Below are 13,400 nucleotides of genomic sequence, written 5' to 3' on the forward strand. Positions count from 1 at the left end.
CGCATTTTTCAACTCTTCTTGCGCACAGCTTTTGACTTTGTGATTTTAAAGCTGTTACTTTTGCTTGTTCTTTCTTTTTAATTTTTTCTTACTGTTTCTTTGATCGGCGCAGGCCTCTATTTGCTACATAGTTACTAATGTTGATTTTTTGATAGTTTTTTTCAATTTGTAAAAGTTATTCCTGTAAACGTGCGAGTATTTCTGCTACATCTTCCATAACCTCATCAAACATTTACTGATTCTCCTTTCGTCGTAACCCCTGCCACTCTTCTTCATATGTATTCATTTTCTTTCTATACACTTGTCTGTTCTCTTCTAACTTTTCTTCCTGTTGGAACAACGATCGACGGATGGCTTGTTGTCCATCATTTTTCGCTTGCTCAAGCACTCGATAAACAGTTGATAGTCTCTAGACCTCCCTCAACTTCTGCTTTTTTAGCATTTCTTTGTGCTTGCCGTGCTAATTGATCTAATTCTTGATTTGTCGCTATTTGGTTAGCAATTGTTTTTTCAGTTGACAAATCAGTTCATTTAGTTTTTTTCGATTTTTGTCATTTTCCTTCATATAGTTGAATTGGCTGATTTTGGATAATCATTTCAATCGCTCCCTCCTATGCTAAAGTATTTCTTTGTTCAGATAACGAAATCTTTATTTCCATATCTCTAGCCTCGGACAAAGTATTTTGCCAGATTTTTTTAGTTTTTTCGCTTGACTCTTCTTGTTCATATAACTACTCAATATACCGCTCAACACGACTCCCCTATCATTCCCATTAGTAATTTTTTATTATGATTTTATTTAGGCTAAACACATGATTTTATGTTTTGAACTATCCTTCTATAATATTTTATAGACATAAGTAAAAGCACAGGTCAATGCTTATTTTGATGACATACGAATGATTAAATTAATCAATTTCAATTATGCATCGAGACAAAAAAACACTTTCTATCAACAGAAAGTGTTTCAATAAATATTTCGTTTAGGCAGCGCCATTTCCTGTAGTGTAAACGAACAGGACAGTGAACAGGATGGACACGCCAACCATTATTAATTTTTTCGTTTTGTCGGGGTCCTCTTGAAGTAGCCATTTAATCAACAGACTGCCTCTAATCCGTTGACTTGCCTTCTCTTTTTCAGTCGCTGACTTTGTATAACGCCAACCATAAAAGTGCCAACGAAGTAAATTGGCGTACCAAGCTCGATAGTTTTTAGAAAGAAAACCACCACAGATAAACAATGCTCCTAATAAAATATCCAAATACAACCAAACAATAAATGTTAACGGAATATCGATTAATGAATAATTCTTCACTTCAATCACTTGATCTTTCAAGCCAAATTGATGAATAATCCGTTCTTGGTATTCAGAATCCGTCTCCGCTTCTTCTTTTCCCCCAACAACTTTTATGGCTGACTCGACGCCCATACCTTTTATAAAAGCTTGCTTGGAATGACAATACTTACATTCCACCACTTGATCAGCGGTATCGTACCATCTAAACGCATTCGCCCCACAACTTTGACAAACCACACTACTCATTTTCTGCCTCCGATATTCGTTATTTTTTATGGCTATGTTTCATTACTTAATGATACCATTTTTTGGAGAATTCGGCTTATTTCTGAAGAAGTTGCTTTTGTTCAGCTAATTATTTTAAGATATAGCTAGTAGGGCATAAGTCGTTTCGACTTATGCCCTACTTTCTTTATATAACATTTTTATTGCCAATCAATTCACTTTTTTTTCCGCCCAATCTGCTGAATATTGTTTTCCTGCGACTAGGTCATACTGAATCAATTCATAATCATGAAGCAACTCTTTTTGCTCCTTAGTAAGATCTTTTTCTTCTGTCGTTTTATTTTGATCACTAGCAAATACTTTTTTACCATTCTGAACGTTTTGACTACCAGAATTAGGGTCAATTGTTGTAGCTGGTAAATTATTTGTCACTGCTGTTAACAAGGCATAAAATGGTGTCACTTTAATATTAGCTTGCTCGAGCGCCAATGAAGAAAACATATACGGAGATACTAATGAATAATTTGGCAGTTTTCTTTGTTGTTGTGCATATTTATTGTTATATACGAAATAATCTGTTTCTCGATACAACAAAGGATACTTCGCTAAATCTTGTTCCTTATAGATACCTGGTAAATGATCTCCATACCAAACAATTGTAATTGGTTTTTCAATTTTATCAATTTCTTCAATAAATTTCTGCGTTGCTTGATCTGTATAATTTAAACCTTGAAGATAGGTCTTCATTTGATTTCTATTGCTTTCTGAGACACCAGCCCCCTCGAAATCAAATGTGTCTTCTTTGTAGTAATTGTTATATGGCATATGATTTTGCATTGTAGATAGTTGGATAAACTGAGTCTTACCTTCCGTTGCATTTATCGCATCAACTGTTTCTTGATAGGCTGCTTCATCTGAAATATACGGATTCGCTTCAATCTTTTGTGTATAATTCAATCCATCTGGACTTCCAATATAATGAAACTTATCAAATCCAAACTTTTCAAATACATTTAAACGACTATAAGTATTTGCAGAAAATGGATGAATTGCCACAGCTTCATCAAATAAATTTAAAAAAGTAGGCGTCTTTTTTTGCTTGTTCACTAACTGAGTGTAAGGCACAGGCAAGGTAGCCCCCAAGTTACTTAAATCCATCCCTGTCAACGATTGCCACTCCATGTTTGCTGTACCTCCACCATAACCTGAGGAAAGCATTAAACCCGATGTTGTTTCTTTAGATAACTGTGTAATAAACGGAAATGGATTATTGTTCAAAGTTATATCCTTCAATCGAGACGGATCACTGAAGCTTTCGCTAAGAGTAAAAATAACCGTTTGCTCTTTTTGCCAATCCTGACGCTCTGAATTTATTTTTTTAGCCTCTGCATCATACTTTGCCATAATTTTTTTAATGTTCTCTTGTGAGTATCCAGAGGGTTCCTCCATAATTTTCACATCAATATTACTTAAAAATTGGATGACTGGACCATTAATCTGTGTCCCACGTCTTTGATTATAAAATTGACTATCAATACGAAAAAGCTTAAACACCAAATTAGGCAGCGAGTTCTGATGGTTAACGAAAAAGACCCCTGAAAAAAACACTAAAATTGAGACAATTCCTAATACTCGTTTTTTTATGTTTATTTTTAGATGATAGGTTCTTTCCAAACGTTTTTGTAGAATCCAAGAATAAATTCCTACTAAAACTAAACCAATGACGCTAATAATAAGAATGACAGGATTTAGCATATCTAAAATTTCACTAATACTGTTTAAAAAAGCTAAATCCGCCGGTAAAATTGGTTCAAGTCTATATTTAATTTTCAAAACTGTCGCGATAGTTAAAACAAGATTTATCACTAAGGTAAACGCAAACGCATACCAAAATCTATTAATCAATAAAATAACTAACATTAAGAATGCCATGATTACGATTACGTTTAAGAAAACTTGTGCTTGTCTATAGATAAAAATAGTAAAAATAGAACGAAGTGCTATATCCTTCGATCCGTAATCTGCAATTAATAACAATTGCATAATCGTGAATAAGTAGAAAAATAGCGCACTATAAAATAATCTGCGGTAAGCGCAGACCCAGTTCCATAGCTTACTTAATTTCAATTTTAGTTGTGAAAAATTTTCTACTCTTAAATTCTGCTCAATTTTACGATATAGCGGAATTTTTTGTAAAAGTAATACAACACAGCTAGAAAGAAGTGCTACTATCAAATAAGCAATAGTTAAATAGATAATTTGTTTTGCCCAAACAGTACCAGATTTCACCTCCGTTTGAACAAATTTCTCAGAAACTAGACGTGTAACAATTGGCCAGTTCACTAAGATTTGTACAACCAATAAACTTGTAGATAACACATTAAAATTTAAACGCAATAAGGAAAATCGTTTATTTACATTTTCTAAAAATATAAATAAAGAAATCGAATAGTACACGGAAAAAAGAGACCAAGGAACATTGAATCGAGTAGCAGTACTTGTTCCTTTGTTTAAAAATAGAGAGATATGTGTCATTAATAAGACTAAACTTGCTAATATTACTATTCCAAAAGTCACCTGAATAAATTTCAAATGATAACGAGGAAGAAAATTAAACCGATAAATGGCGTAGCCAACTAAGTAAAAATAAATTAAAAGTAAAATGCTATTACCGCTAGCCATTCCCCAAATATCTTTTCCAAAAAAAGTTGGTAAAGCGATTAAAAAGAATGTTAGTAGTGACATGGTCCATTTGATTTGTTCGTTCTTTAACCGATCTAAATACTCGTATAAATAAGGGCTTAATAAAAACAAAAGCAAGTAAGCCGTAGCAAATGGAAAAATATTTTGACTAATTGGAAAGAGTATCGTCCAATAATCACGTATATTTAATGAAAAAGAAGCCAAAGACAAATTTAAAACGAGTGTTCCAAAAACATATAATAAATAAAAATTTGCAAATTTAGCTAGCGGCTTGGTTCCTACTGATTTTTTTCCGTGGTACCCCATATATAAAGCCAATAAATTCCCACCAACTGCAACTAATCCTAATGCTACTGAATAAAGATAAAAACGCGTACCATTTTGGTCATATTGTGGAATCGCTGTACCCGAAAATAATACACGTTGAACAATTATAAAAATACATGCCATAATTGGTGTAACTATTGGGTATTTTTTTGATTCTATCATATTTTCACCTATCTTTAATTTAAAAAAACCGTCCAAAATGGACGGTTTATAATTTTAGTTTCCTCATTTGGAAAGTGTCTTTCAAAATGATAATTGAGTGGCACTCGATTTCCAAGGAAATCTTCGTCCCAGATTGTTTGCGTAAGCGAACACGTTCGCAACGACTCCAAATAATTAACGTTTTGAGAACTGTGAAGCTTTACGAGCTTTTTTAAGACCTGGTTTTTTACGTTCAACCATACGTGCGTCACGAGTAAGTAACCCAGCGCGTTTTAAAGCAGAACGGAAGTCAGGATCTACTTGTAACAATGCACGAGCGATTCCGTGACGGATAGCTCCTGATTGTCCAGCATAGCCACCACCGTTTACGTTTACGATTACATCGTAAGCGCCTTTTGTTTCAGTTACGCCAAATGGTTGGTTGATAACTTCACGCAAGTCAGCATGTGGAATATATTCTTCTACGTCTTTTTTGTTTACAGTAATTTTACCAGTACCTGGTACTAAGCGTACGCGGGCAACTGCATTTTTACGACGGCCTGTGCCGCTATATTGTACTTGTGCCAATGAATTTCCCTCCTTAAATTAAGTTCGTGATATCTAATACTTCTGGTTGTTGTGCAGCATGTGGATGCTCAGCTCCACCGTATACGTTCAATTTAGTAAATTGTTTACGTCCTAAAGTGTTTTTAGGTAGCATACCTTTTACAGAAGTTTCGATAAGACGGCGAGAGTTTTTGTCGCGTAATTCACCAGCAGTCACTGATTTTAATCCTCCAGGATACATTGAGTGACGGTAGTAAATTTTGTCTGTAGCTTTTTTACCTGTTAATTTTACTTTATCAGCGTTAATTACGATTACGAAATCTCCAGTATCCACATGTGGTGTGAATGTTGGTTTATTTTTACCACGTAGTACAGAAGCAACAACTGCTGATAGACGTCCTAAAGGAACATCTGTTGCATCTACTACGTACCATTTACGTTCTACTTCGCCAGCTTTGGCCATATATGTTGTACGCACGTTTCTTTCCTCCAATTTTGTTTTCGATGTTTGACATACACTTGAGTTTCCGGGGCTCATTGTGGGGCAAACAATACCATTTAATATTTTACCTTCAATCACTGATAAAGTCAATGTTTTTCTGCGCTTTCAGAAAATAGATTTTCACTTATTTTTTTGTGCCTTTTAAACAGAAAAAAACCGCCAACGTCAACGTCAGCGGCTTTGGGAGTTGTTTTAAATTATGCGTCAATACCAGGCGCTTTGCCAAGTTTGGCTTGTAACATCCAAATATTTTTTTCGATGTCTGTTTTGTTTGCGATGAAAATGTCTTGTGTGCAGTCGTCGCCTTCTTCACCAGAAACTTCGATTCCTTTTGCGTAAAGGTCTGCTAAATAACGGTAGCCTGCTACTAATTTTTCCATACGTTCTGGAATGGTGCGGTCCCAGTTACCAATTTCATCTTCAATTTTTGTATTTTCTGCGAATTCACGCAATGTTGAGAATGGAGAGCCGTCCAATGTGATTAAACGTTCTGAAACAACATCTAATTGCTCATTGATTTGATCCATGTATTCATCCATTTGTGGGTGAAGTGTTAAAAATTCAGGTCCACGCATATACCAATGTGTTTGATGAATTACCACGGAAAATTGGCTTAAATCTGCAACGAGTTGGTTCAAAATTTCTTTTGTTTTTTCAAATTTCATTCTTTGTCATCCTCCTAAATATTATTTCTACACTCTTAGTGTAATATGAATTGTGAAAAAAGTACACTGAAAACCTTTCTTTTTTAAAATTATTATCAAATTATAATAATTACAATTAAGAATCTAATTAATTTCCTGAAACGACTGTTCCTTCATCCGCAGTGACGACTTTTTGTTCCGCTTGAGTGAGGATCGTGTCGAGTGCCTCTGTCAACTCGTCAGTATCTTCTTTTCCTGTGACGAAAGCTAAAAAAAACTGATTCAGTCTCAGTTGCTCCGCTGCCGGTAAATACCATTGCCCTTCTACTTGCTTAACCGTTAATGGCAGTTCAACTGGCTCATGGCTGACATTGATTTGTCGGATTTCTTTTTTTAAAACGGCTAACGTGTGCTGCATGTCTAGCGCTTGTGTTGCCTGTTGCGTTTGCTGAAGAAGAGCAGTGGTTGTATCTTCAATCGCCGTCACAAAATCTAAGCCCTTAATCTGAAAAGTGATTGTCGCTTGCCCATTCAATTCTTTCGTGGCTACTAGTTGATATGACGCTTTTTTCTTCACTTGAGCCAGTAATTCTGTGCTAAGCTTCTGGGCTTCAGTTTCGGTGACTTCAGCGTTCATTTCTTTTAAGCTATTGAAAAATTGCTTCTGGAACTGTTGACGACTTGTCTGCAAATGCTCCACTAAGACTTTCGGTTCACGAAAAGTTTGAGAGAATGTCGCTGGCTTTTCTTGATAAATAAAGTAATCTACCAACTGTTGCGCTGCTTTTTCGCCGGAACGAGACGGTGCAATGCAGCTTGCTAACGCCCCAATGAATAACAGAAATAGTGGTAGTAGCTGTTTCTTCATTCCTCATCCTCATTTCCTCAAGTCTTCGTCTCTCTTCTAGTTAAGCAACTTCTCAGTCATTTGTCAAAGCTATTTACTATCAATTATTTGCGGAATTCTGCTAATTTTTGATAACTTTGTGCTAAAACTTGTTGGGTTTCTTGAAAAACAGGATACAGTTCTTGATAAACTAGCAATTGATCCGCTCGTGGCGTGACCGTTTCATGAATCAGCACCTGTTGCGCCGCTGCTTGTAAATTTGGTAACTGCCCTAAGCCTTGCCAACCTAGCAAAACAGCGCCTAATGCCGAAGCTTCGGTACTATCAGTGAACGATAACGTTTCTCCCAGCACATCAGCCATGATTTGACGGAACACAGGGGAATCAGCAAAGCCGCCTGTCGCCCGAATCTCCTGAACGGGTCCACCGAGTTGTTTCAAATCCTCTAAAATGGTTTTTAAATTGAAACAGATGCCTTCCACCACCGCTCGAGCTAAATGTCCGGCATGGTGATTTTTGCGCAAGCCAATAAAACTTGCGCTCGCCTCTGCATTCCACAGCGGTGCTCGTTCACCTAGCAAATAAGGATGAAACAGTAAGCCATTTGCCCCGGCTGGCACGGTTGCAATTTTGGCCATAATTGGGTCATAGAGATTGGTCCCGTTTTGGATAGCTTGCTGACGTTCTTCTGCAAAAATCGTTTGGCTCGCCCAATCTAACGCAACTGCACCATTACTACTTGCGCCACCAATCACCCAGTGCTGTTCATCTAGAGCAAAACAAAACGTTTCACCTTGCGGATGCAAAAAAGGTTCCTCGACAATATACCGAAGTGCGCCGCTCGTACCAACGGTCAAAGTCGCTACACCCATTCCTAGCGCTCCCAAACCTAAATTAGACAATGGACCATCCGCGCCACCAAGAACTAAAACCGTTTCCTCCTCAACACCAAGCATCTCTTGCCAAGAAGGCGCTAATGCTGGAAAAATGAACGTTGACGGGGCAACTTTTGGCAACTGTTCCTCCTCAATAGATAAATACGCTAAAATCGACGATTCCCATTGCCGCGTGTGAATATTAAATAAACCCATCCCTGAAGCACTACTATAATCTGTCCAGTATTCGCCAAAGAAACGGTAAAAAATGTAGTCCTTAATCCCAATAAACTTGGCCGCGCTCTGCGCAACGGCTGGCTGATTTTCCTGCAGCCAGCGAATCTTGTACAAAGGCGCCATTGGATGAACTGGCATGCCTGTCAATTGATAAAACAATTGGGCCGCTGGCGTTTCTTTTAACGCTTCCGCATAATCAGATGCTCGTGTGTCAGCCCAAGTAATCACTTGGGTCAATGGGCGTCCTTGCGCATCCATGGCAATTAAGCCATGCATCGCTGAAGCAAAAGAAATGAGCCCAATTGGTTGATTCTTCACTTGCTGTGTGACGGTTCGAATACAGTTCACCACAGCTTGGAACAGCGTTTCTGGGTCTTGCTCCGCCATTCCTTCAGTCTCTTGAATTAATGGATAACGCACATAGCTAGAAGCTACGACTGTGCCATTTGCTTGAAAAGCCACTGCTTTGGCTTGCGTAGTGCCAACGTCGACACCAATCGCTAATTTTTCCATTTGATTCCCTCATTTCTTGTTTCTTTTATTATTCCTAACAAAAAAAGATTTGTCTAGTCAAACGAAAAAGTTTAAAAAAAGCGTAGTTTATTTTTAAGGAGGTAACCTATGTTTTTCTTGAGTCTCTTTTTGATTGGTGCCTGTTTCGGTTCTTTTTTATGCTTAGTGGCGGAGCGCTTACCAGTAGGGCGTTCTTTGTGGTGGCCCCCTTCCCACTGTCAAGGTTGCCACCAGCCTCTACAACTCTATGAATTAATTCCAGTTGTTTCGATTTTGCTGCAGCGCTTTCGTTGTCGAAAATGTCAACAGCCAGTAGCTAAGAGTTATCTTTTAGCAGAACTTGTCATGGGCGGCTTAACCGCAAGCTGTTTTTCAGCTGGCCTGACGATTGATGCTTTGATTCTCTGGTGGTGGCTGACGAGTGCTTTCACATTATCCTTGATTGATTACTGGTATTTAGTGGTTGAACCGAAGATTCTTTATCCTAGTTTTCTTGTGCTTTGTTTGCTGAAAGTGACGGGTCAGCATTCGTTTTACTTACTGACTGGTCTTTTTTGTTTTTGTTTTTTCCGAGCCGTCTTACATTATTTTCCGGAAGCCATGGGGCGAGGGGATCTTTTGTTACTGGGTTTGTGGGGCTGTTTTTTACAGGTACCTCAGTTGCTGATGCTACTATTTTTTGCCAGTAGTTATGGTCTAATCTATGGCTACAGTTGTAAATTTTTAGGGTATCCAGTTGAACAAAAACTTCCCTTTGTCCCCTTTTTAAGTTTGGGCTTACTCACAATCAGTTGGTTATAGCAAATAAAAAAAGCCGTAAGGAGCATGCTCCTTACGGCTTTTTAGGGTTTATTTATTGATGTTTTTCATCGCATCTTCAGCAGCCATTTGTGCTTCAATGTCTGAAATACTATAAACGTTTTCGCTAGCTACGCCAACTTCTTTTGGTTCCATGTTACGGTAACGCGCCATACCAGTACCAGCTGGGATGATTTTACCAATGATAACATTTTCTTTCAATCCAAGTAATGGATCTTTTTTGCCACGGATAGCAGCATCTGTTAACACGCGTGTTGTTTCTTGGAAGGATGCAGCAGATAAGAAGCTGTTTGTTTCCAATGACGCTTTGGTAATACCAAGTAAGACTGGACGACTAGTAGCAGGGACGCCACCAGCAACTAATGTGTCGTAGTTACGGTCTTTAAATTCTGCGATGTCCATTAATGTTCCTGGAAGGATTTCAGTGTCACCTGGATCCATTACGCGGATTTTACGTAACATTTGACGAACCATTACTTCGATATGTTTGTCGCCGATTTCTACCCCTTGCATACGGTAAACACGTTGTACTTCACGTAATAGGTAGTTTTCAACAGATAAAACATCACGAACTTGTAATAATTGTTTTGGATCGATTGAACCTTCTGTCAACGGTGCACCACGGTGGATGATGTCGCCTTCAGCAACTTTCATACGTGCAGTGTAAGGGACAGTATAGGTACGTGTATCTGTTTTTCCTTTGATGGTTACTTCTTTTTGACGTGTGGCAGGATCTTCAGAAATATCGATAACTTCACCGGTTACTTCTGTAATCACTGCTTGTCCTTTCGGATTACGTGCTTCAAAGATTTCTTGGATACGAGGTAAACCTTGAGTGATATCGTCACCGGCAACCCCACCGGTATGGAACGTACGCATGGTTAACTGTGTACCAGGTTCCCCGATAGATTGAGCGGCGATTGTACCAACTGCTTCTCCGACTTCAACGTCAGAACCAGTTGCCAAGTTACGTCCGTAACAGTGCTTACATACACCATGTTTTGTGTTACATGTAAAGACAGAACGGATGGTTACTTTTTCAATACCAGCGTCCACGATTTCTCTGGCAAGATCTTCAGTGATTAATTGATCCGCACCAATGATGATTGCACCAGTTTCTGGATGAACAACTGATTTACGTGTATAACGACCTAATAGACGTTCGTCTAATGGTTCGATAATTTCGTTACCTTCACGAATTGCTTCGATTTCAAGACCACGGTCAGTGCCACAGTCGTCTTCACGAATGATTACGTCTTGGGCAACGTCAACTAAACGACGTGTTAAGTAACCTGAATCGGCTGTCTTCAAGGCCGTATCGGTCATCCCTTTACGAGCCCCGTGAGTTGAGATAAACATTTCTAAGACAGAAAGTCCTTCACGGAAGTTTGAGATGATTGGTAATTCCATGATTCGTCCATTCGGAGCGGCCATCAAACCACGCATACCAGCTAACTGTGTAAAGTTGGAGATGTTACCACGGGCTCCAGAGTCAGACATCATGAAGATTGGGTTACGAGCTTCCATACTTTCGATCAGTTTTTGTTGGATTTCGTCTTTGGCACCGTTCCAAACGCCGATTACACGTTCATAACGTTCGTCATCAGTAATTAAACCACGACGGAATTGTTTAGTAATTGTTTCAACTTGTTTGTGGGCAGCATCAATGATTGCTTGTTTTTCATGAAGAACCATGATATCGGCAATCCCTACCGTCATCCCAGCATAAGTTGAGTGTTTGTAACCTAAGTCTTTCATGCGGTCAAGCATTTTAGAGGTTTCCGTAATGTGGAATCTCTTGAAGACTTCAGCAATGATATTTCCAAGATTTTTCTTCTTGAATGGTAAAACTAATTCTTGCTCTTTAATGTGTGCAGGAATGTCTGTACCAGCTTCTACGAAGTATTTATCTGGTGTTTGAACAGTTAAGTTATAGTCTGTTGGTTCGTTCAAGTAAGGGAACTCAACAGGCATGATTTCGTTAAAGATGATCTTACCAACTGTGGTGATTAAGATTCGTTCTTTTTGCCAATCAGTAAATGGTTTGTCACCTAAAAGTGTTGTTTGAACCCCAATCCGTGAGTGTAAATGCACGTAGCCATTTTGCCATGCTAAAACAGCTTCGTTCATGTCGCGGAAGATCATGCCTTCCCCTTCACGGCCTTCTTCTTCCATTGTTAGGTAGTAGTTACCTAAGACCATATCTTGAGATGGTGTAACAACTGGTTTACCATCTTTCGGGTTCAAGATATTTTGGGCAGCAAGCATTAACATACGAGCTTCTGCTTGTGCTTCTTCATTTAGAGGCACGTGAACCGCCATTTGGTCTCCATCGAAATCGGCATTGTAGGCTTCACAAACTAATGGGTGAAGACGAATCGCACGACCTTCAACAAGAACAGGTTCGAAAGCTTGGATCCCTAATCTATGCAACGTAGGTGCCCGGTTAAGTAAAACTGGGTGTTCTTGGATAACTTCTTCTAAGATATCCCAAACTTCATCTTCGCCACGTTCGATTTTACGTTTCGCATTTTTAATGTTTGTCGCAATTTCACGTTGTACTAATTCACGCATTACAAATGGTTTGAATAATTCAATCGCCATTTCTTTTGGTAAACCACATTGGTACATTTTTAAGAACGGACCAACGACGATTACGGAACGACCAGAATAGTCAACACGTTTACCTAGTAAGTTTTGACGGAAACGACCTTGTTTCCCTTTCAACATGTGAGAAAGAGATTTCAATGGACGGTTACCTGGTCCAGTAACTGGACGGCCACGACGACCATTATCGATTAAAGCATCGACCGCTTCTTGTAACATCCGTTTTTCGTTTTGAACAATGATGCTTGGCGCATTTAAGTCTAATAAACGTTTTAGACGGTTGTTACGGTTGATAACACGGCGGTATAAGTCGTTTAAGTCACTTGTTGCAAAACGACCACCTTCCAATTGAACCATCGGACGTAAATCTGGTGGAATAACTGGGATAACATCCATTACCATCCAGCTTGGTTGGTTACCAGAAGCACGGAAGGCTTCTAAGATGTCTAAACGACGGATGGCACGTGTCCGTTTTTGACCAGAAGCTGTTTTTAATTCTTCTTTTAATTGCGCAACTTCGCCATCTAAATCGACGTTATCTAATAATTGTTTCACGGCTTCGGCACCCATAGCAGCTTTGAAGGCTTGGCCATATTGTTCACGTTTTTCACGATATTCGCGTTCCGTTAACAATTGTTTTTTCTCTAATGTTGTGTCACCTGGTTCGATGACAACGTATGAAGCAAAATAAATGACTTCTTCCAATGCACGAGGGCTCATGTCTAAAACAAGACCCATCCGAGATGGAATTCCTTTAAAGTACCAGATATGTGAAACTGGTGCGGCTAATTCAATATGTCCCATACGTTCACGACGTACTTTTGAACGAGTGACTTCAACGCCACAACGGTCACAGACAATACCTTTATAACGGATACGTTTATATTTACCACAAGCACATTCCCAGTCTTTGGTTGGACCAAAAATGCGTTCACAGAATAACCCTTCACGTTCGGGTTTTAATGTACGGTAGTTAATTGTTTCGGGTTTTTTAACTTCCCCATAAGACCAGCTTCTGATCTTTTCTGGTGAAGCAAGCCCTATTTGCATACTTTCGAATTTATTTACATCGATCAAAAGGAATTCCCTCCATTT

General features: G+C 38.7%; 10 protein-coding genes. 1 reads left to right on the plus strand and 9 read right to left on the minus strand.

What is annotated here, in order from left to right:
- Positions 1-380: 380 nt before the first annotated feature.
- The 8 genes from IGL36_RS12900 to IGL36_RS12935 form a co-directional block, all read right to left on the minus strand.
- The gene (locus IGL36_RS12900) at positions 381-521 is read right to left on the minus strand and encodes a hypothetical protein (RefSeq protein WP_002392821.1); all 141 of its coding nucleotides are present in this window, start codon (positions 519-521) and stop codon (positions 381-383) included.
- Positions 522-983: 462 nt separating this feature from the next.
- A complete protein-coding gene (locus tag IGL36_RS12905; RefSeq protein WP_002354788.1) occupies positions 984-1,544 on the minus strand; it encodes a hypothetical protein in 561 nt (186 codons plus the stop codon).
- A 189-nt stretch (positions 1,545-1,733) separates the two neighbouring features.
- Entirely contained in the window at positions 1,734-4,751 is a 3,018-nt protein-coding gene (locus IGL36_RS12910) for an LTA synthase family protein (protein WP_002398506.1), read from the minus strand.
- A gap of 138 nt (positions 4,752-4,889) precedes the next feature.
- Positions 4,890-5,282 carry a 30S ribosomal protein S9 gene (rpsI, locus tag IGL36_RS12915; RefSeq protein ID WP_002354786.1) on the minus strand — a complete coding sequence of 131 codons (393 nt, stop codon included), beginning with the start codon at positions 5,280-5,282 and terminating at the stop codon, positions 4,890-4,892.
- 13 nt (positions 5,283-5,295) lie between these two features.
- Positions 5,296-5,724, minus strand: a complete 429-nt coding sequence (gene rplM / locus IGL36_RS12920) for a 50S ribosomal protein L13 (RefSeq protein WP_048670019.1) — start codon at positions 5,722-5,724, stop codon at positions 5,296-5,298.
- Between the two features lie 236 nt (positions 5,725-5,960).
- On the minus strand, positions 5,961-6,428 hold the full coding sequence (locus IGL36_RS12925) for a Dps family protein (protein ID WP_002354782.1): 468 nt from the start codon (positions 6,426-6,428) through the stop codon (positions 5,961-5,963).
- 127 nt (positions 6,429-6,555) lie between these two features.
- Positions 6,556-7,275, minus strand: coding sequence for a DUF5105 domain-containing protein (locus tag IGL36_RS12930; protein WP_002398507.1), 720 nt, complete (start codon positions 7,273-7,275; stop codon positions 6,556-6,558).
- Between the two features lie 83 nt (positions 7,276-7,358).
- Positions 7,359-8,879 (minus strand): gluconokinase, encoded by a 1,521-nt coding sequence (locus IGL36_RS12935; RefSeq protein ID WP_002396789.1) that lies wholly within the window; start codon positions 8,877-8,879, stop codon positions 7,359-7,361.
- A gap of 108 nt (positions 8,880-8,987) precedes the next feature.
- Here IGL36_RS12935 and IGL36_RS12940 point away from each other — a divergent pair, with 108 nt between their 5' ends.
- A complete protein-coding gene (locus IGL36_RS12940) occupies positions 8,988-9,680 on the plus strand; it encodes a prepilin peptidase (protein WP_010818048.1) in 693 nt (230 codons plus the stop codon).
- Between the two features lie 48 nt (positions 9,681-9,728).
- Here the strand turns inward: IGL36_RS12940 and rpoC are convergent, their stop codons facing one another.
- The gene (gene rpoC, locus IGL36_RS12945; RefSeq protein ID WP_002354777.1) at positions 9,729-13,382 is read right to left on the minus strand and encodes a DNA-directed RNA polymerase subunit beta'; all 3,654 of its coding nucleotides are present in this window, start codon (positions 13,380-13,382) and stop codon (positions 9,729-9,731) included.
- Between the last annotated feature and the right edge of the window lie 18 nt (positions 13,383-13,400).

Origin of the sequence: Enterococcus sp. AZ011, from assembly GCF_050548355.1 — a bacterium.
In the GTDB taxonomy this organism is placed as follows: domain Bacteria; phylum Bacillota; class Bacilli; order Lactobacillales; family Enterococcaceae; genus Enterococcus; species Enterococcus faecalis.

Bases quoted from the DNA above. Each gene is read 5' to 3' on its own strand.
- IGL36_RS12925 (WP_002354782.1), bottom strand. From the start codon at position 6,428: ATGAAATTTGAAAAAACAAAAGAAATTTTGAACCAACTCGTTGCAGAT.
- IGL36_RS12905 (WP_002354788.1), bottom strand. From the start codon at position 1,544: ATGAGTAGTGTGGTTTGTCAAAGTTGTGGGGCGAATGCGTTTAGATGG.
- IGL36_RS12930 (WP_002398507.1), bottom strand. From the start codon at position 7,275: ATGAAGAAACAGCTACTACCACTATTTCTGTTATTCATTGGGGCGTTA.
- IGL36_RS12940 (WP_010818048.1), top strand. From the start codon at position 8,988: ATGTTTTTCTTGAGTCTCTTTTTGATTGGTGCCTGTTTCGGTTCTTTT.
- rplM (WP_048670019.1), bottom strand. From the start codon at position 5,724: ATGGCCAAAGCTGGCGAAGTAGAACGTAAATGGTACGTAGTAGATGCA.
- IGL36_RS12935 (WP_002396789.1), bottom strand. From the start codon at position 8,879: ATGGAAAAATTAGCGATTGGTGTCGACGTTGGCACTACGCAAGCCAAA.